Origin of the sequence: Moorena sp. SIO4G3, assembly GCF_010692305.1 — a bacterium.
GTDB lineage: Bacteria > Cyanobacteriota > Cyanobacteriia > Cyanobacteriales > Coleofasciculaceae > Moorena > Moorena producens_A.
In genome coordinates this window covers 1-17,258 of record NZ_JAAHIG010000183.1, presented here as the reverse complement: position 1 = coordinate 17,258, position 17,258 = coordinate 1, and the positions used below count along the sequence as shown (strand labels likewise).

Annotated in this window: 25 protein-coding genes and 1 pseudogene; 19 read left to right on the top strand and 7 right to left on the bottom strand. The window is 44.3% G+C overall.

What is annotated here, in order from left to right; translation table 11 throughout:
- Positions 1-198 precede the first annotated feature (198 nt).
- Complete coding sequence (locus F6J99_RS26555) at positions 199-861, top strand: CHAT domain-containing protein (protein WP_293116871.1); 663 nt, start codon at positions 199-201, stop codon at positions 859-861.
- A 6-nt stretch (positions 862-867) separates the two neighbouring features.
- Entirely contained in the window at positions 868-1,869 is a 1,002-nt protein-coding gene (locus F6J99_RS26550) for a phosphate ABC transporter substrate-binding protein (RefSeq protein ID WP_365974235.1), read from the top strand.
- 32 nt (positions 1,870-1,901) lie between these two features.
- On the opposite strand, the gene F6J99_RS26545 is transcribed toward F6J99_RS26550, so the two are convergent.
- A complete protein-coding gene (locus F6J99_RS26545; protein WP_293116869.1) occupies positions 1,902-2,099 on the bottom strand; it encodes a hypothetical protein in 198 nt (65 codons plus the stop codon).
- A gap of 100 nt (positions 2,100-2,199) precedes the next feature.
- Positions 2,200-3,153 (bottom strand): Rpn family recombination-promoting nuclease/putative transposase, encoded by a 954-nt coding sequence (locus F6J99_RS26540; RefSeq protein WP_293116866.1) that lies wholly within the window; start codon positions 3,151-3,153, stop codon positions 2,200-2,202.
- A gap of 205 nt (positions 3,154-3,358) precedes the next feature.
- On the opposite strand from F6J99_RS26540, the gene F6J99_RS26535 reads away from it, so the two are divergent.
- From F6J99_RS26535 to F6J99_RS26525, 3 genes are all read left to right on the top strand, one after another.
- Positions 3,359-3,511: a hypothetical protein gene (locus F6J99_RS26535; RefSeq protein ID WP_293116863.1), complete on the top strand. Its 153-nt coding sequence runs from the start codon at positions 3,359-3,361 to the stop codon at positions 3,509-3,511.
- 310 nt (positions 3,512-3,821) lie between these two features.
- Entirely contained in the window at positions 3,822-5,177 is a 1,356-nt protein-coding gene (gene ltrA, locus F6J99_RS26530; RefSeq protein WP_293116861.1) for a group II intron reverse transcriptase/maturase, read from the top strand.
- Positions 5,164-5,616, top strand: a complete 453-nt coding sequence (locus F6J99_RS26525) for an HNH endonuclease (protein ID WP_293116859.1) — start codon at positions 5,164-5,166, stop codon at positions 5,614-5,616. The genes ltrA and F6J99_RS26525 overlap by 14 nt, the downstream gene beginning before the upstream one ends.
- A 459-nt stretch (positions 5,617-6,075) precedes the next feature.
- Here F6J99_RS26525 and F6J99_RS26515 read toward each other — a convergent pair whose 3' ends face one another.
- Complete coding sequence (locus F6J99_RS26515; RefSeq protein WP_293116878.1) at positions 6,076-6,492, bottom strand: hypothetical protein; 417 nt, start codon at positions 6,490-6,492, stop codon at positions 6,076-6,078.
- Between the two features lie 97 nt (positions 6,493-6,589).
- Here F6J99_RS26515 and F6J99_RS26510 point away from each other — a divergent pair, with 97 nt between their 5' ends.
- The 3 genes from F6J99_RS26510 (at position 6,590) to F6J99_RS26500 (ending at position 7,929) form a co-directional block, all read left to right on the top strand.
- On the top strand, positions 6,590-6,724 hold the full coding sequence (locus F6J99_RS26510; protein ID WP_293116856.1) for a hypothetical protein: 135 nt from the start codon (positions 6,590-6,592) through the stop codon (positions 6,722-6,724).
- A gap of 153 nt (positions 6,725-6,877) precedes the next feature.
- Positions 6,878-7,330 carry a helix-turn-helix domain-containing protein gene (locus F6J99_RS26505; RefSeq protein WP_293083775.1) on the top strand — a complete coding sequence of 151 codons (453 nt, stop codon included), beginning with the start codon at positions 6,878-6,880 and terminating at the stop codon, positions 7,328-7,330.
- Positions 7,331-7,707: 377 nt separating this feature from the next.
- Entirely contained in the window at positions 7,708-7,929 is a 222-nt protein-coding gene (locus F6J99_RS26500; RefSeq protein ID WP_287314436.1) for a hypothetical protein, read from the top strand.
- 514 nt (positions 7,930-8,443) lie between these two features.
- On the opposite strand, the gene F6J99_RS26495 is transcribed toward F6J99_RS26500, so the two are convergent.
- The gene (locus tag F6J99_RS26495; protein WP_293116854.1) at positions 8,444-10,534 is read right to left on the bottom strand and encodes an ATP-binding protein; all 2,091 of its coding nucleotides are present in this window, start codon (positions 10,532-10,534) and stop codon (positions 8,444-8,446) included.
- Positions 10,535-10,607: 73 nt separating this feature from the next.
- Between F6J99_RS26495 and F6J99_RS26490 the strand changes: the two genes are divergently transcribed.
- A complete protein-coding gene (locus tag F6J99_RS26490) occupies positions 10,608-11,774 on the top strand; it encodes a DUF4157 domain-containing protein (RefSeq protein ID WP_293116851.1) in 1,167 nt (388 codons plus the stop codon).
- A 92-nt stretch (positions 11,775-11,866) separates the two neighbouring features.
- On the opposite strand, the gene F6J99_RS26485 is transcribed toward F6J99_RS26490, so the two are convergent.
- From F6J99_RS26485 to F6J99_RS26475, 3 genes are all read right to left on the bottom strand, one after another.
- Positions 11,867-12,199 (bottom strand): hypothetical protein, encoded by a 333-nt coding sequence (locus tag F6J99_RS26485; protein WP_293116848.1) that lies wholly within the window; start codon positions 12,197-12,199, stop codon positions 11,867-11,869.
- Positions 12,200-12,279: 80 nt separating this feature from the next.
- Complete coding sequence (locus tag F6J99_RS26480; protein ID WP_293116845.1) at positions 12,280-12,783, bottom strand: reverse transcriptase domain-containing protein; 504 nt, start codon at positions 12,781-12,783, stop codon at positions 12,280-12,282.
- Positions 12,770-13,186 (bottom strand): hypothetical protein, encoded by a 417-nt coding sequence (locus tag F6J99_RS26475; protein WP_293116843.1) that lies wholly within the window; start codon positions 13,184-13,186, stop codon positions 12,770-12,772. The genes F6J99_RS26480 and F6J99_RS26475 overlap by 14 nt, the downstream gene beginning before the upstream one ends.
- Positions 13,187-13,240: 54 nt before the next feature.
- Between F6J99_RS26475 and F6J99_RS26470 the strand changes: the two genes are divergently transcribed.
- From F6J99_RS26470 to F6J99_RS26430, 10 genes and pseudogenes are all read left to right on the top strand, one after another.
- The gene (locus tag F6J99_RS26470; RefSeq protein ID WP_293116841.1) at positions 13,241-13,489 is read left to right on the top strand and encodes a hypothetical protein; all 249 of its coding nucleotides are present in this window, start codon (positions 13,241-13,243) and stop codon (positions 13,487-13,489) included.
- A 179-nt stretch (positions 13,490-13,668) separates the two neighbouring features.
- Positions 13,669-13,824, top strand: a complete 156-nt coding sequence (locus F6J99_RS26465) for a hypothetical protein (RefSeq protein WP_293116839.1) — start codon at positions 13,669-13,671, stop codon at positions 13,822-13,824.
- A 319-nt stretch (positions 13,825-14,143) separates the two neighbouring features.
- Entirely contained in the window at positions 14,144-14,308 is a 165-nt protein-coding gene (locus F6J99_RS45725) for a BrnT family toxin (protein WP_365974234.1), read from the top strand.
- Positions 14,292-14,564: a BrnA antitoxin family protein gene (locus tag F6J99_RS26460; RefSeq protein WP_293116836.1), complete on the top strand. Its 273-nt coding sequence runs from the start codon at positions 14,292-14,294 to the stop codon at positions 14,562-14,564. The genes F6J99_RS45725 and F6J99_RS26460 overlap by 17 nt, the downstream gene beginning before the upstream one ends.
- Before the next feature lie 21 nt (positions 14,565-14,585).
- Positions 14,586-14,942 (top strand): hypothetical protein, encoded by a 357-nt coding sequence (locus tag F6J99_RS26455; protein ID WP_293116833.1) that lies wholly within the window; start codon positions 14,586-14,588, stop codon positions 14,940-14,942.
- Positions 14,936-15,421, top strand: coding sequence for a hypothetical protein (locus tag F6J99_RS26450; RefSeq protein ID WP_070392977.1), 486 nt, complete (start codon positions 14,936-14,938; stop codon positions 15,419-15,421). Before F6J99_RS26455 ends, F6J99_RS26450 begins: the two co-directional genes overlap by 7 nt.
- Before the next feature lie 189 nt (positions 15,422-15,610).
- Positions 15,611-15,961: pseudogene (locus F6J99_RS26445) on the top strand (XisH family protein).
- Positions 15,948-16,151 carry a hypothetical protein gene (locus F6J99_RS26440; protein WP_293116830.1) on the top strand — a complete coding sequence of 68 codons (204 nt, stop codon included), beginning with the start codon at positions 15,948-15,950 and terminating at the stop codon, positions 16,149-16,151. Before F6J99_RS26445 ends, F6J99_RS26440 begins: the two are co-directional and overlap by 14 nt.
- Positions 16,139-16,483: a XisI protein gene (locus F6J99_RS26435; protein WP_293116827.1), complete on the top strand. Its 345-nt coding sequence runs from the start codon at positions 16,139-16,141 to the stop codon at positions 16,481-16,483. Before F6J99_RS26440 ends, F6J99_RS26435 begins: the two co-directional genes overlap by 13 nt.
- 259 nt (positions 16,484-16,742) lie before the next feature.
- Positions 16,743-17,051: a Uma2 family endonuclease gene (locus F6J99_RS26430; RefSeq protein WP_293116825.1), complete on the top strand. Its 309-nt coding sequence runs from the start codon at positions 16,743-16,745 to the stop codon at positions 17,049-17,051.
- The last annotated feature ends 207 nt before the right edge of the window (positions 17,052-17,258 follow it).

Here is a 17,258-nt window from a genome sequence, read left to right as displayed (position 1 = left end):
AATTTATGCGCTAAGCCGGGCATAGTCCGGGTAATGCCTTGGGAGATACCCCCTGGCTGGCAAAATCCAGCTTGCAAAGCGTGAGCCAAAATCTGATTTGTAGATTTTGGTAGCTAAAAAGTATCGGTCGCCCTAAGGATAAAATCATTCCTGCTCAAGCCTGCTCCAAAGTCAGAATTTTGCTGGTTGTGGGTAGGAGTGACAATATCAACACGCTTTGCTGATCTTAAGGTAATCCAGGAGTTAGAAGAAAAAGGAGCAGAGGTAATCTGTCTGATGCAGCCTAGTATCCGGGAGTTATGTGATGCCCTTTGGGAAACAGAAGGCTACCATATCTTTATTTTTACCGGTCACAGTGGCTCAGATCAAGATGGGCAAATTGGTTGGATTGAGCTGAATGACCAAGATAGTTTAAGTATTGAGGATTTCAAAAATTCCCTAAAAGCATCCATAGATAAAGGATTACAGCTAGCTATTTTTAATTCCTGTGATGGTTTGGGGTTAGCGAACCAACTAGGGAAGTTAAACCTTCCTCGTACTATTGTGATGCGAGAACCTGTCCCCGATCCAGTAGCGATCGCTTTCTTACAGTATTTTTTCCAGGAGTTTACCAGTCAAAAATCTCTTTTTGCTTCGGTTAATACAGCACGAAAACACCTTGAACATTTTAATTTACAGTATCCAGGTGCTATGTGGTTGCCAACCCTTTGTATTAGGGAATCCGCATTAGAGCAGCCACTAACTTGGCAAAAACTTTATAAACCACCATCTGAGGAACGATCTGAGCAACGATCTGAGCCACAATCTGAGCCACCTTCTATCTCACCTAAAAATTTACCAATTAAGTTATTAGTAACCTGACTAGGTATAGTAGCAATTTGTCTTGGGATTGGGTTATGGTTAAAACCGAAGGAACCACTAACGACACTATCAAAGCCTTGTCCTGACCAAGCCTCAAACTATAAACAGAATGGAACCCAACCTATTCCTTGTTTTGCTTATGTTGATAAAATTCCTTCAGGAACATGGGTTTACAGTGGAAGCACATCTTGGGTGCCGATTCGCCGTAAAGTAGATCCAAGGATAAAACAAGTTTTTCCTAAGGTTAACTTGACTTACTACCACCATCCTACCCTACCACCGGGTACAGAAACGGGCATCAAAATGTTGCTAGATGGTCAAATTTCTTTCGTGTTGTCTTCACGACCAATTAAAAAAAGTGAGTTCCAAGAGGCTGACGATAGACGATTTAAACTTAAGCAGGTTCAAGTTGCTAGTGATGCTATTGCTATTGCTGTTCATCCTGACCTAACTATTAAAGGTTTAACAACCGAGCAACTCAAGGCTATTTATACCGGGAAAATTACAAACTGGCGTCAAGTCGGTGGTCCCAATCTAAACATTACCCCTTACTCTCGCCCTAATGAAAGTGGAACTACTGAGTTCTTTCGCAAGACTATTTTGGTAGGAGATGATTTTCATCAAAAGGTTAGTTTTATCCCAACGACTACTCTTGCCGTGAGGAAGGTAGCTGAAACGAAAGGTGCTATTTACTATGCTTCGGCTCCTGAGATTGTTACTCAGTGTAAAGTAAAACCTCTACCTCTGAGGATATCCAAAACTGATTCTTTTATTACTCCCTATAAACCCCCACTTATCCCAACAGAAAATTGTCCTCAACAAGGACGCAATCAACTGAATAGTGAGGCATTTAAAACCAAGACATATCCGATCACCCGTCGTCTGTTTGTAATAATCAAACAAGATGGTCAAGGGGATGAGCGAGCCGGGGAAGCCTATGTCAACTTGCTATTAACAGATGAAGGACAAAAGCTGATTAAAGAGGCTGGCTATATTCCGAGACGTTAGTTCAGCAATCACAACTCTAGCATTTATCATAGCTATGAGGTACACAATTTCGGGGTTTTAGGGAGCAGGGAGCAGGGAGCAGGGAGCAGGGAATAGGGAATAGGGAATCGGGAATAGGGAATCGGGAATCGGGAATAGGGAATCGGGAATCGGGAATAGGGAATCGGGAATCGGGAATCGGGAATCGGGAATAGGGAATCGGGATGCGCTGCATCAATACTGTACCTCATAAAATCGATAAACGCTCTATCTCTGTTCTGTCACTTTGGGAGAACTAAAATCAAGAGGAAAACCCACCCCACGGTCGAGGTGGGGTGTGGCCTTATTTAATTAATTGGGCAAATGTTCACTAAACTCATCTAGGGAGTTAACGGTTAATGCTGTGGCCATCAACTCTTCTAATTGTTCAAGATTTAAGGTTTGAATTCTGACGGATATCTCGACAGGAATCTCTGAAAATCGCAGTTTAAGGATGCGCTCTAAACTGCCTCGACGTTCTTGTTTGATTCCTTGTTCAATCCCTTGTTCAATCCCTTGTTCAATTCCTTGTTCAATCCCTTGTTCAATCCCTTGTTGGATGCCTTGAGCAAGACCCTCTTGTAAAATCTCTTGATACCAGGGTGATTCTCGTAATACTGTCATATCCCACCTCATGATTTGTTGAATTAAAGGTATCTCTAGGACAAAGCTAGCAAAGAACGCTAAGAGCGGTTCTAGTTGATTTAAGGTTTGATCTGCTCGTAAAGCCTGCACCGCTGACCGCAATTTCGATTCACTACCACCTCCAAATAAGATCGGGACAAATGGAAATAGGGGAGGCAAAGGTTGTTCTAATACTAATTCAGCCTCTACTTCCCAGAGATTAATTACCCGATAATCTTGACGGGCTTTTAATCCCATGAATTCCTTGTCGTAGCAGTCAACAATGGTAACTGTGGATGGGGGCGGCAAGATATTAATTAATACTGGATAAGCGGATAGGTTGTATTTTTCCTCTGCTAAAGCGACATAATTGCGCATTCTCTGAGGCATGTTCTGGTCATACCGTAGTTGTAATTCATTGAGAATCAGAAATTCTTGATGTTGAGGACTCTTTGCTTTGACAATCACATCGCTTTCGCGACTAATCCATTGAAACTCAGCATCAAGTAACTGAGATGCCCGCACTTGGGGATTACCGGTTACCCATTGCACCCAAGCATTAGGAGCGAGACTGATTAAGCGTTTGCTACCAATGTCTTGATGCAGTCGCTCATGGGGGAAACCCCCAAGACCGCGCTGCATCGCTATCTACAGGTTTTGCCATACAATACAATTGACCGGGCGACCGATGAAGGCGCTCATTGAAGCGGAAGGTATAAGAGCCTTCCACAGCCTAGGATTCAGGCTGATTCCCACTCGAAGGGGCGTTAAATCGAAGGATGATTTGGTGAAACAAAACTAAGTCTCCCCTGAAGAATTAGGTCTCAAAGCTAGAGAGAAAGTAGGTTTGACCCGAACCATCGGATCGGGGATAACCGAACAGGGAAAGAATCAAAAGGTTGAGGGACACGAACCGTTGTTTAAAGGCACCGTGAGTATTGATGCATTCGATAAATTCGATGATGAATGTAGAAGTCTCAAGATTGACTGGCGGTCTTAGGTCAATCGAATCCTGTAGAAGACTCGGTGTATAGACGGCAACCTCAGATTCGCATCTTCAATGTGTGTAACCGGGTAAGCCGAGATGGAGTCCCTGGTGTCAGGTCGATACACAGGGTAGCCAAACCGCAAGGGAAGGTATAACTCTCAATTCGGTAAAAGACTGAACCAAGGGAAGGCCGACAACCTGAAAGGGAACGGGAATAAATAACCGGTCGGATAGAGGGAAAATCCCTCCCTCGAAAAGAGCGCTGAATTTCAGAGCTAATTCCGAGTAAGAGAAGAACGTACTTAATTACTTTAAATTGTACATGGAAAAGATAGAACCGGTTAACGGTATCGTAACTGAACAGACCACCAACTGGCACTCCATCAATTGGAAGGAAGCCCACAGGCAGGTAAGGAAGTTAAGACAACGTATCTTCAAAGCGACACGTGAAGGTAACTGGAAAAAAGTCAATAAACTCCAACGTTTAATGCTGAGGAGTTACAGCAACATCCAGGTATCAGTCCGCAGAGCCACCCAAGACAACAAGGGCAAAAAGACAGCAGGAGTAGATAAGGAAAAATGCCTGAATCCCCAACAACGGGGACAAATGGTACAGACCTTAACAACTCTAAAGTCATGGTCACCAAAGCCAACCAAACGCATCTACATACCAAAGAGTAATGGCAAAAAACGTCCTCTAGGAATACCCAGTATCACCGACAGATGTTTACAAGCCATAGTCAAGAACGCTTTGGAACCAACATGGGAAGCACAATTCGAGGGTACATCTTACGGTTTCAGACCAAAACGCAGCACCCATGACGCCCAACAAAGAATCTTCAAAAATATCAAAGGCGAAAACAACAGGAAATGGTGGGTAGTCGAAGCCGACATCAAAGGTTGCTTTGACAATATATCCCACCAACCCTTACTTGAATCCATCAAAAACTTCCCAGCTAGAGGACTAATAAAGGATTGGTTAAAGGCAGGTTACGTGGATAACAACACGTTCCACCCGTCAATAGCGGGTACCCCACAGGGGGGAATAATAAGCCCTCTCCTGGCCAACATAGCCCTTCACGGACTGGAAAAAGAACTAGGAATAAAATACAGAAAATACCCTTCCACAAATGGCTGGAATAACCTATCCAAAAGAACTCTAGTCCGCTTTGCCGATGACTTTGTGATTCTCTGTGAATCAAAAGAAGATGCGGAAGAAGCTAAGATAATCGCAAAAAACTGGTTAATCAAAAAAGGATTAGAACTTTCTGAGGAAAAAACAAGGATAACCCATTTAACAGAAGGATTCGATTTCTTAGGATGGAATTTCAGGAAGTACAAGACATCTTGTCAAAAAACCGGATTCATAACCCTAATCAAACCGTCGAATAAAAGCCTGAGAGAAATCAAGAAGAAGATAAAGATATCAATGGCACAACTAAAAGGTGCTCCCCCAGAAGCAGTACTCAGAGAACTGCAACCTCTAATCAGAGGTTGGGCAAATTATCACAATAGCCAAGAGACATTCAATAAACTGGATGCATATGTATTCTGGAAATTGAAAAGGTGGGGATTAAGAAGATATCCAAAAAACATGTCTTGGGATAAGATATCATCCAAACACTTTGGAAAATTTTGTCCCGGAAGACAGGATAAATGGGTCTTTGGCTCCTATTGACGCATACTTAGAAAAAGCAGCGTGGACACCAATAAAAAGGCATAACCTAATAACATATGATTACTCCCCAGACAACCCTAACCTTAGGGAATACTGGGAAAAGAGGGAGAAAGCCCAAGCTAAAAAGACCGCAGAGGGAAGACTTCCCAAAGGTAAGAACAAGATAGCCCTACGGCAAAAATACACTTGCCCATATTGCGGCCAACCACTAGGGGATTATAATCAGGTACATCTACATCACATCATCCCGCGTAGCGAAGGTGGTGAGGACAAATACAATAACCTAGTGTACGTCCACGAAGACTGTCACAAGACCATCCACGCCTTGGGAGCCAGCAATCCTCAGATACAGGAAACACTGTTTCGAGCGATTAAAGCCCTTCCTAAACAGAAGCCGCCCAAAAGCCAAAAGGTACAAAAGCGGTCATCTAAGGAATAAGAACTGGCTAAAAGATAACGTGTATAAAGGAATTGGTTGCGCCGTGTACTTGGAGACTTGTTCGCACGGTGCTTAGGGGACGACGGGGGAGCAATCCCCCCGACTTACCCAATGAATCAAGAATAATTTTTGAGTTACATCCAGGACTATTTCGGCGTTGCTGATTATGCGTATGGTTTTGCCCCCCTAGCCCCCCAATTCTGGGGGGAACAAAACTATCAAAGTCCCCCAGAATTGGGGGATTTAGGGGGCTTTAATAAAACCAAATGATCGCGCATTCATTCCTTAATTCAGCAACGCCACTATTTCTGGAATCAAACTAAAATTTGATTAGTGAAGAGCTGGGCTTTTCAGACTTCCTGTTTCTTACAGATTCTTCGTCTGTAGACTCGCCGTCTATAGACTCGCCGTCCATAGGGTCTCCTAAATCGAAGATAATAATAAATTTTTGATCAGGCATCAGCCGTTTAAGAGCCTGCAAGTGACCCTCCGCATCAGAGCGGTTCCGGAAACGACGAACAACCATCCGCTGCATTTTCGGCAATAGGCGCATGATCGCCCATGGATATAGGCGTTGAGAGTACGACATAAAATATTAGGTATCTCCTTAACTGGGGCTCTAGAGCCAGCCGGAGACCCGGGAAAAATCAGCGGCTGGCTCTTACCGTGGAACGTTTTAGCGTCCACGGTATTTTTATTATAACACAAATAATCTTTCATTATAACATTTTTTGAAAACTTTTGTAACAAATGTTGGGAGTAGGGAACAGGGAACAGGGAACAGGGAGCAGGGAGTAGGGAGCAGGGAGTAGGGAGCAGGGAGTAGGGAGCAGGGAGTAGTGGAGTAGTGGAGTGGGGAAAAATCCTGTGTACCAAGCTAAATAATTAATTGATTAATTATTTTATTTAAGTAACTATGTGCGATGGGGCTTGGAGCCGCTCCGCGATTGGCCGTAGGCCACGCTAAAAGCGATTGACCTTTGGTCACGCTACGCGATCGCATTCCCGATTCCCGATTCCCGACTCCCGATTCCCGATTCCCGATTCCCGATTTCCTAACTATTCCGGTTTTGACGCAGTCGCTAATAGTGGAAACCACAGCACTTGACTTGCTCTCCACCCTTACCATATCTACCACTTTTACCACACTTTCCTCCCTATTCCCTGTTCCCTATTCCCTGTTCCCTAAAAAAATAAATTGTCAATTTCTCTTTTATCCATTAAACTAGTATTATCGGAATAGTTAAGGGAGAGTCCACTGATGAACAAGTGCGTTGGAACTACTGAAGCAGCATCTCTATTAGGAATTTCTTCTCGACGATTGCGCCAACTCCTAGAGAAGGGTCGGGTCCGGGGTGCCTATAAAAGCGGGAAATTCTGGATTATTCCTCTGTTCAACCATTTGCCACAAATTACTAAAGGTAATCGTGGACCCAAGGGCAAATGGCGCACTAGTCGTCCGCCAGCTTTAGCCAAGATTAATGTCAATCGCAATCACATTGGCTCGAATATGAAGAAAAGCCCCAAAGACCGGAAGCCAGTGATTTCAGTAAAACGAAAGGGCACTAATCTCTACGGTAATGAAGTCGAAATCCTTGGTCCGTGTAAGATTGTTTATCAGCCGGATAATCCCCTTGATTGTGGTGCTCGTTTGTGGATCGAAACCTTCAGTGATATTCACTTTATTGGTGGGAGTTTTCCGGCTATTAGCTAAGTCTTTGACACTCCCCGTCCTAGTTATTGTAGGGTGGGCAAATCGACCGGATTCCAGATTACATGATCAGTCAGATTATCAGGATTTGCCCACCAAACCCCGCAGCTTGTAGGGTGGGCAAATTGACAGAATTCGAGATATTGTTGTCAGATTATCAGGATTTGCCCACCCTACGCCTACCCCACAGCCGCTCAGGGAAGCTGGGCAAATCGACCGGATTCCAGATGAAATTGTCAGATGTGAAGCATTTGCCCACCCTACTACCCCACAGCGCGATCGCTCTCCCCGCGCCCCCGCCCCTATTGCCGCTATAAGGCATCTAAACGGAAACTTAAGCTAACATTTATTTATCGACTTCAATATAAATACTGAAATTAATGACTTATCTATTAACAGAGGCTTTTCAGAAAGCACAAAATTTACCAGAAGAGATACAAGACGAACTTGCTCATCAGTTAATCGAAGATATTGAGAATGAACTTAAATGGCAAAAAACATTATCACAATCTCAAACCTCTTTCCTAGACGAATTAGCCCGTAAAGCATTAAATGAATCTAAGATAGGGGAAACGAAAGTTATGGGTTTTGATGAATTATGAAGTCAGAATGTAAGGATTCAGCGGTCAGTGGTCAGCCGTCAGCCGTCAGCAATAGCTTGTAGGGTGGGCAAATCGACCCCTAGTGGTAATTAAAAATTAAAAATTAAAAATTAAAAATTAAAAATTAAAAATAAAGTAGTTTGTAGGGTGGGCAAATCGACCGGATTCCAGATTACATGGTCAGCTCAAAGATCAAGATTTGCCCACCAAACCCCGCAGCTTGTAGGGTGGGCAAATCGACCGGATTCCAGATTACATGGTCAGCTCAAAGATCAGGATTTGCCCACCAAACCCCGCAGCTTGTAGCTTGTAGGGTGGGCAAATCGACCGGATTCGAGATCAAATTGTCAGAGGTACAGCATTTGCCCACCCTACGCCTCAGGGAAGGTGGGCAAATGGACTCGATTCCAGATTACATGGTCAGAGGATAAGCATTTGCCCACCCTACGCCACTATTCCCCATTACCTATTACCTATTACCTATTACCTATTACCCATTCCCCATTCCCCACAACTAAAACCACCCTTCAATCTCTTCGTTTGTCAATAGTTTCTTCAACTTTTGATATTCCCGTTTTGTCGCTTCTAAGATTAGTTCCATGTTCACGGCTTCATCGGCGGCGGCGGCAAAAAAAGCGGCATAAAGGGCTATATTGCGAATAGTTCCGCCAGCTACATTGAGTTGACCCAGTTTCTGGTAATTTAAGTCTTGGGTTGGGGTCTGGGCTGGAAAAATCCGCTGCCAAATTTGGATACGGATTTCGGGTCCGGGAAACGGAAATTCAACCACAAAGCGAATGCGGCGGGAAAAGGCACTATCGAGGGCGCTTTGGAAATTGCTGGTCAATATAGCTAACCCTTGATAGGCTTCCATACGTTGCAGCAAATAGCTGACTTCGATGTTTGCGTGGCGGTCGTGACTGTCTTGAACTTGGGTACGCTTACCAAACAGGGCATCCGCTTCGTCAAACAGCAGAATAGCACTACCAGTTTCAGCTGCATCAAAGATCCGCCGCAGATTCTTTTCGGTCTCTCCAATATATTTACTGACAACTGTACTTAGGTCGATGCGATAAAGATCCAGGCGTAATTCCTGGGCTAATACCTCTGCTGCCATGGTTTTACCAGTACCGCTAGCACCGTAAAATAGGGCGCTGAGGCCCAAACCCCGATGGCCTTTTTGGGCGAAACCCCATTCCTGATAGACTTTATACTGGTGTTTCAGATGAGTGGCAATATCCCCAAGAAGCAGCCGTTGTGGGGTTGGTAATACGATATCGTCCCAGGTAGCCGTAGCATGGATCGGTTGCGCTAAGTCATCTAATTGATTACGGGCTATTTGGCGGCAGATATCCCATAATTGATTTGATTGGTGGGTTTCGTCTTTGAGATTTTTGCCCCCTAAATCCCCCAATTCTGGGGGACTTTGAAATCTGTCTGCCCCAGCTTCCCCTCCTGGGAGGGGGTAGGGGTGGGTTAGGGCGCTCTTGGGGCTAGATCCGGGATTTTGTGGGAATTTTGAATTTTGAATTTTGAATTGTTCACAGGCGGCTTGAATAGTAGCAGTATTGAGGTTAAACTTCACCGCGATGCGCTCAAGTTGACCGTTAAGTTCTGCTGCTGCTGACCCTATATGGTATTCCCACAGGTCATATTGTTCCTGGTGGCTCAATGGGGGGATGTCTAGGTTAACAATAGTCCGCTGACAGTCAATTTTTCGGTCATTGCTGCTGAGGATTAAAGGAGTCTTGAAACTATCAATAAATTGGCTCAGAGCATACTCCCGCCCTGGCTCAGAAAAATTATAACTATCGCAGTCAATAAACAGGACACTATTGCTAAGTATTGCTTCCCTTTGCCAACGCTTCGCGAGTTGGTAGACTAACTGGGGGTTGGTGGTCAGAGCCAATGGGTCGAGAGTATGTAACTTTAACCCCAAATCCTGACAAGTGGCGGAGGCAATTTGGTATTTTGTGCTACGGTCCGAGCCAGATAATTGCACCACGGGATAGCTATTTCTCCCCTCGCTGCCAGACCAAATGGTTTTCAATTGCTCCACGATACTTAACTGAGAGGGAGGCAAAAAAACCGGGTTAGTCTGAGGCGGTTGGGGTATGATCTTGCCTGCTAATTCCTGGTCTGTGGTATCGTATCCTAACAGAAAGCAGAGGATATGCTGGTCAATATGGAGGGGGGACTTGGTTAGGAGATTTCGTGGCTCTATGTGGAGCAGTTGCCAGTAAAATAAAGGGCTTTGGGGAGAAAGGACATCCCAACTGGCTCCGGGCAGGGCGTCCATAGCTAAACAAAGACTAGGATAGTTTTTGTGAGGATGATTTTTTTGGGCTTTGGCAAACAAGGACTGGAACATAGGTTCTATTTCCTGGCCCACGCACATTAGCAGGATATCCCTTTCAATTGGGGTTAGATTGAATAGGATACAAAGTTGAGCCAGGGCAGAGGTATTGTCAACAAATTCAGTAACGATTTGTTGATTTTCTTTACCTTCTATGTAGTTTTCTAAATAGTTACGAACTCGTTCGATTTCTTGTAACAAAGATCTAAAATTAGTGTGATACCAGTTGGTAAGAGTTTGGGGTGCCATGTCGCGCTCCATAAAGACGGTGGGATCGACTGATATTGTTTTCTAATAGGGTACAAGGTAAAAGGAAATAGCTATGCGCACAACTCATACCTATAAACCGAAATATTCTCACTCTACTTCTAGGACAATAGCTCAAAAAAAGAAAGACGAAAGACGGAATGGTATAAGAGAAATGTTGGATGCAGAGGAAAGGGAGTGGAACGCGGAAGAGGCGGTCGGGGAATGGGGAAGTATGAGTGCGAATGTGATGCGCACCTTAGAATCAGGAGTAACCCAACCGGAAAGGGGAAGGAGAGAAATCGGGCTGGATGGGAAGTTTACTTTAGGACAGCAGGGAGATAGAAGCAGGCAAGGGGCGAATCACGGTGGGCATCCGGTAGTGCAGCCGAAAAGGAGGAGGGTGCAGCGAGCAGCACAACAGTTGGCGGGGGAATCGGTGACAAATGGCGAAAGCATGAGGGCTTGTAGGAGCAAAAAAGAAAACAAAACCGGCATGCCTGATCGCCTCAAAGCGGGCATAGAACAGCTCTCTGGCTACTCGATGGAAGAGGTGAGGGTGCATTACAATTCGGAGAAACCGGCACAATTGCAGGCACAGGCTTATGCGCAGGGGACGGAGATTCATGTGGCGCCGGGGCAGCAGAAGCATTTGCCCCATGAGGCTTGGCATGTAGTGCAGCAGAAGCAGGGAAGGGTGAAGGCATTGAAGCAGGAAAGGGGTGTGTGGAGAAACGATGACCAGGCTCTGGAAAGGGAGGCAGACCGTATGGGAGAAAAAGCAGCAGCAAATAACAAGAATTCGACAAATCGAACAAAAGGAAGGAAACCTATAATTGGTGTTTGGCCAGATAATGAGTCTAATGTCAACAGAGAATCAGAAACAGCGAGAATAAAATGGGAGTTGGAGGGGGTGTCAAATAAAGTGATACTACCAGTCCAAAGGGTGGTACAGTGTGGTGGGGAGGTGTTCCAAGTCTTCGTCAGAAACTTATTGTCCAACAATATTGATTATATAGAAGTGAAGAGTAGTGGAACGGTCATGGACATTATGAGGGAAATCGGGAACCATAACCAAGAAGTATATTTATATAATTTTGTATGGGAATTATTAGACCCGGACATGGAGCTTAGTGAAACAGGGCTTCAAATGGGTGATGAAATTTTCTCTGTTGTAAGAGAGCATGTTATAGAGTTTGGTTCTGATAGGTGGCGGCATACTATCTATAATTTTTCTTTTTGAAGGTTCTTTCGAAAAAAGTGGTCGCATATCGTGTGGTGGGCAAATGCACATAATACATGAGGAAATTGCCAAACTCTCAGAATTTGCCCACCCTACCCGCTCCGAATGCGATCGCCTCTGTTGTCTGTCTGTTGGGTTAAAGCCCTGTTAATCACCAACCCAAAACCAAACAGACTCACCCCATCCACCCCACTTCTAACCCACCGCCACCAATGGTTAAGGTAAGCCTCAATGCGAACCTCATCCGCACCATGCTCGTAAAGCCGAGACACCTTATCCACCATGCGTTCCACCGTCTTTTTCGCCACCCCCAACCCCTGTGGCGAAAACCAATACCCCAAGAAATCAAACCCCTGGGCTATCCGTCCGATCCAGGTCTTATCCGGGTGTTTCTCCACCCTCAACTCCGCCATCACCTGATTCACCACCTTAATCCCCTTGCGCAGTTTCCACCGCGTGGGAGCAAGGATGAGCCAATCATATCATGTCCGGTTGAATACTTATACTAAGCGCAAAAGCAAGGCAGAAGGCAGAAGGCAGAAGGCAGAAGTAAAGGAGTAAGGTTTGAAGGGATAAAGTTTTTTATAACTAATGATCCGGACATGATATCATCCATAAAGCGCACATAGAAACAACCCAACTCCGCCATCCGGTCATCCAAGGGCTTCAGGTACAACGCCCCCATCAACGGCGACAGAGGACAACCCAAGGAGATGCCCTGGGTAATATCAACATAATTTCCGCCATATGAGACAAATCGCCGCAAATACTGCCGAATTAAGTCCAACACCGCCAAGTCAGCCACGAACTGCTGCAGGATGCCCCAAAGAACCTGGTGGTCAATACTGGCATAATAGGGCGTTGCTGAATCAAGGAATGAATGCGCAATCATCTGGTTTTGGTCAAGCCCCCTAAATCCCCCAATTTTGGGGGACGCAAGAAAGTCTTGTTCCCCCCCAAATTGGGGGGCTAGGGGGGCAAAACCATACCCATAATCAGCAAAGCCCATAATAGCCCTTTACATCAGTGCGAAAAACAAAGGTATTGTCTTCCTTATGTTGATCAACTTCCCGCACCGCCGCTTTCAGGCCGCCCGTCCCAGCCAAATGAAAACACCTGGTGGAAAGATTTGGTCGGAGGTGTTCCGTTAACACAATTGCGATCGCCTTTAACACCATTGCATCCTGAGACGACCACCATTCAATGATATGCTCCTTCCCTTTTATTTGTCGTAATTCCCGAAACCGATAGGTTCCCGCCCGAATTTGCTGCTGTAGACGGGGCTTTTTCTCATGCCACCACCGCCGGAGCTGCCAAATATCCCCATTGTAATGATAGTGGGCGCGTTTGAGACAGACCCACTCAAATGCCTGATCTATTACCTGATCTGATGCTATAAGATCTATCAACATGAGAGGAATTATATCATTCTATGCCAGGGAACAGGGAACAGGGAACAGGGAACAGTGGAAGAGTGCGTACGCGGATATTGTTTGGTGGGCAAATGGTCTTGGGTTCGAGATCAAATTGCCTTCCGTTTAGTATTTGCCCACCCTACCCCTACCGAATGCGATCGCACTCTTGTAGTTTGGTGGGCAAATGGTCAAGCGGTTCGAGTACAAATTGCCTTCCGTTTAGTATTTGCCCACCCTACCGAACCGAATGGTCAAGTTTGGTGGGCAAATGGTCAAGCGGTTCGAGTACAAATTGCCTGACCTATAGTATTTGCCCACCCTACCGAACCGAATGGTCAAGTTTGGTGGGCAAATGGTCAAGCGGTTCGAGTACAAATTGCCTTCCGTTTAGTATTTGCCCACCCTACCGGCTCCGAATGGTCAAGTTTGGTGGGCAAATGGTCAAGCGGTTCGAGTACAAATTGCCTTCCGTTTAGTATTTGCCCACCCTACCGGCTCCGAATGGTCAAGTTTGGTGGGCAAATGGTCAAGCGGTTCGAGTACAAATTGCCTTCCGTTTAGTATTTGCCCACCCTACCGAACCGAATGCGTACGCACGCTTAGCAACATTTAAGGCTTGCCACGCCACACCATGAATCTTGACTAGACTTTCTGTTATACATATAATATATGTATGACCTTTGAATATGATCCCAGTAAAGCAAAAACCAATTGGCATGCATCATGGTGTTTCCTTTGCGGAAGCTGAAATGGTGTTTTTCGATCCCCAAGCCATTCATGACCCCTTTGGGTAATTCAAAATTCAAAATTCAAACTTCAAAATAAAGAAAATCAGAAATTTTGAATTAATTAATTCTGGGTACAAGCCCCCACTGATTGTCATTTTGAATTAATAATTTTTAATTTTGAATTGGAGCGCGTTAAGCAGGGTGACCTAAGGTCAAGCGACTTGACATTGATCCAGATTCGATTAGTGAAGAACGTTTCATCGCAGTGGGAATAGGAAACTCTGGATTACCATTGGTCGTTGTATATACCATGCGCGGTGAGGTGATTCGATTAATTTATGCTCGTCGCGCCACAAAACAGGAGACAAAAGCTTATGAGAAAGGAATATGATTTTTCTAAAGGAAAACGAAGAGCCGTAATTCCTTCTAAAGGAAAAACACGTATTACTATTTATCTCGATGATGAAATTCTAGCCAATTTTCGAGAACAGGCCGAAACGGCTGGAATTGGTTATCAGACTCTAATAAATGAAGCTTTAAAAAAACATCTTCTACTGCCAAATGAGCAACCTCTCACCCAAGGGGATCTACGTCGTATTCTTCGTGAAGAATTATCAGTAGTAGGGTGGGCAAATGGACATGATTGATGATCAATTGGTTAATGGTTGATGATTTGCCCACCCTACCCCTACTTACAACCACAAAATGGAGAGAAAATGTCCCTAATTCAAGAAGATATCGAACAAACGTTTAGGCAACTTGTTCACCAGTGGCGGGAAGAAACCAGAGGAATTTCATCAACCACTCAAGCAGCTATGCATCCTGCTTATCAACAAATAATTGGCATGGGAAAAGAGGCAATTCCGTTATTATTAAGGGAACTTGAACAAAAATCAGGACGGTGGTTTTGGGCTTTAAAATCCATTACTAGAGAAGATCCTGTTCAAGAAGAACATCAGGGGAATACTCAAAAAATGATCGAAGCATGGCTAAATTGGGGACTCCGTAACGGTTATAAATGGTAGGGAATGAGGCGTGGTTATCGCAGGTCAGACAATGGATTGAAAGGGATTATCCGAATTTAGTCTCTACAAATTATCACGTTACCAGTGCTGATACAATTGACTATAATTGTGTGGCTTGGGCGGCTGAAGATACTCAAAGATGGTGGTGGCCAGATCCAATGAAAGAGAGTTATTGGCCCGTTAATGTTCCAAGAGTTGAGACACTATTGGCTTTTATTAAAGCTTTTGAAACTCTTGGTTATGTAATCTGTGAAACCCCTGATTTAGAAGAAAATTATCAAAAAATAGCCATTTACATGTTAAATGATCAACCCACTCATGTTGCTAGACAACTATTAAACGGAAAATGGACGAGTAAATTAGGACAGGATGAGGATATTGAACATGATACATTAGAAGGGTTAACTGGAGAAAGATACGGTCAAGTCGCCCAAGTTATGAAGCGAAAAGTAGGTAGTAGGGTGGGCAAATCGACATGATTGATGTACAAATGGTATTACTTTAATGATTTGCCCACCCTACCCCTTGCTTGTAGTAGGGTGGGCAAATCGATATGATAACTAATCCAATGGTCTTTCAAACATTATTTGCCCACCCTACGCCTTCTACGTTATCCTCCGCCAACACTTTTTATACCACAGGTCCTGTGATCCAAGGGAGCAAGAGTAATGGCAAAAGACTTATTTCATGATGTTGTCAAAAATGCCTTAATTAAAGATGGTTGGCAAATTACCGATGATCCGTTTTTTTTGAAAGTCGGCGGAGTATAATTTTTTATTGATCTGGGTGCCGAAAAACTAATTGCGGCAGAAAGAAATGGTCAGCGGAAGGCAGTGGAAATCAAAATTTTTATTAATCCCTCCTCTATTAAAGACTTCCACCTTGCCATTGGTCAATTCATTAACTATCGAGTAGCCTTACAGGTAAAAGATCCAGAACGACAATTATTTTTGGCGGTTCCAGATACCACCTACCAAAGGTTTTTTCAGAAAGAATTCCCTCAAATTGTTATTCAATAGTACCAACTTAAACTATTATAGCGTTTCTCATACCTTTGAGGTACACATTATTTTTTTTCTATTCCCTATTCCCTATTCCCTGCTCCCTGCTCCCTGCTCCCTAAAACCCAGAGATTTGTACCTCATGGGTATAATAATTGCTATAAGTTATGACATTGATAATGAGGTAATTGTATCATGGAAAATCTAGAAAAGCTTCAAACTTATCGCAGCATAATCAAGCAACTACTGAGTCAATATGCCAGTTACAAACCCTCTCATGGTGACATTGAAATTCATAGCATTTTTGATACGGAAAACGACCATTATCAAGTAATGGCCATCGGCTGGGACAAGAAAGAAAGAGTTTATGGCTGTTCAGTTCATTTAGAGATAAAAAATGGCAAGATCTGGATTCAGAATAACAATACTGAATGGGATATTGGTCAAGATCTGGTTAATATGAACGTTCCCAAAAATGATATTGTTATTGGGTTTCAGCCACCTTCTATGCGCCAATACTCAGGCTATGGCACAAAGTAAGCATATGCGCTACTTGAGGTGCTGCGCGAACAGCGGTCAGCGGTCAGCCGTCAGTGCGATCGCTCTTGTAGGGTGCTTCGCGGTGAAATGTAACGCACCATCTATATACAAATTGAAACCAAAATCTCCTTAACCAATACAATGGTGCGTTACGGCTATTACTATGGCAATATCATCTATTTTTATCAAGCAAACCGCCTAACGCACCCTACAAAATCTACCTGGAATATTGCTAAGCATTCTTCTGCTAACAAAATTCATGCAATCACCCAGCATTACTAACTCCTTAAACGCTTTTCTCCAACAACCTAATATAGAAGCATCTCCTGCTTGGGAATTCATCCATGGACACCCGAAGCAAAAGCCTATGCCAACACTGTTTCATTCCCGCCTCCAACGCAACCTCGTAAACGCCATCAACAATCAAACCCATGCTTGCGTTGCGATTCAAGAACTCCGGTGCATCATTCCGCCCTTATCCCCTGTACCAGATATTGTCGTTGTTAAAAGCGTCCGCCTCCGGGATCAAGATGGCCCGCTGGAAGGTTCACGCCTTCTGGTTAATTGAAATTCGCTCCCCTGACCAAAGCACATTAGACCTACAGAACAAAATTTTGCACTGCTTGAGCAACGGGACTCAGCTGGCTTGGGATACTCTTGAACCGTCATTAATCGGTACAAAACCGGATAATACGGTCAAGGTGCATTCTATTGTTGTCCGAGTGAGGAGTGGTCATACAGCAATTGGAGTTGAGCCTTCCGGAGACGAAACCTT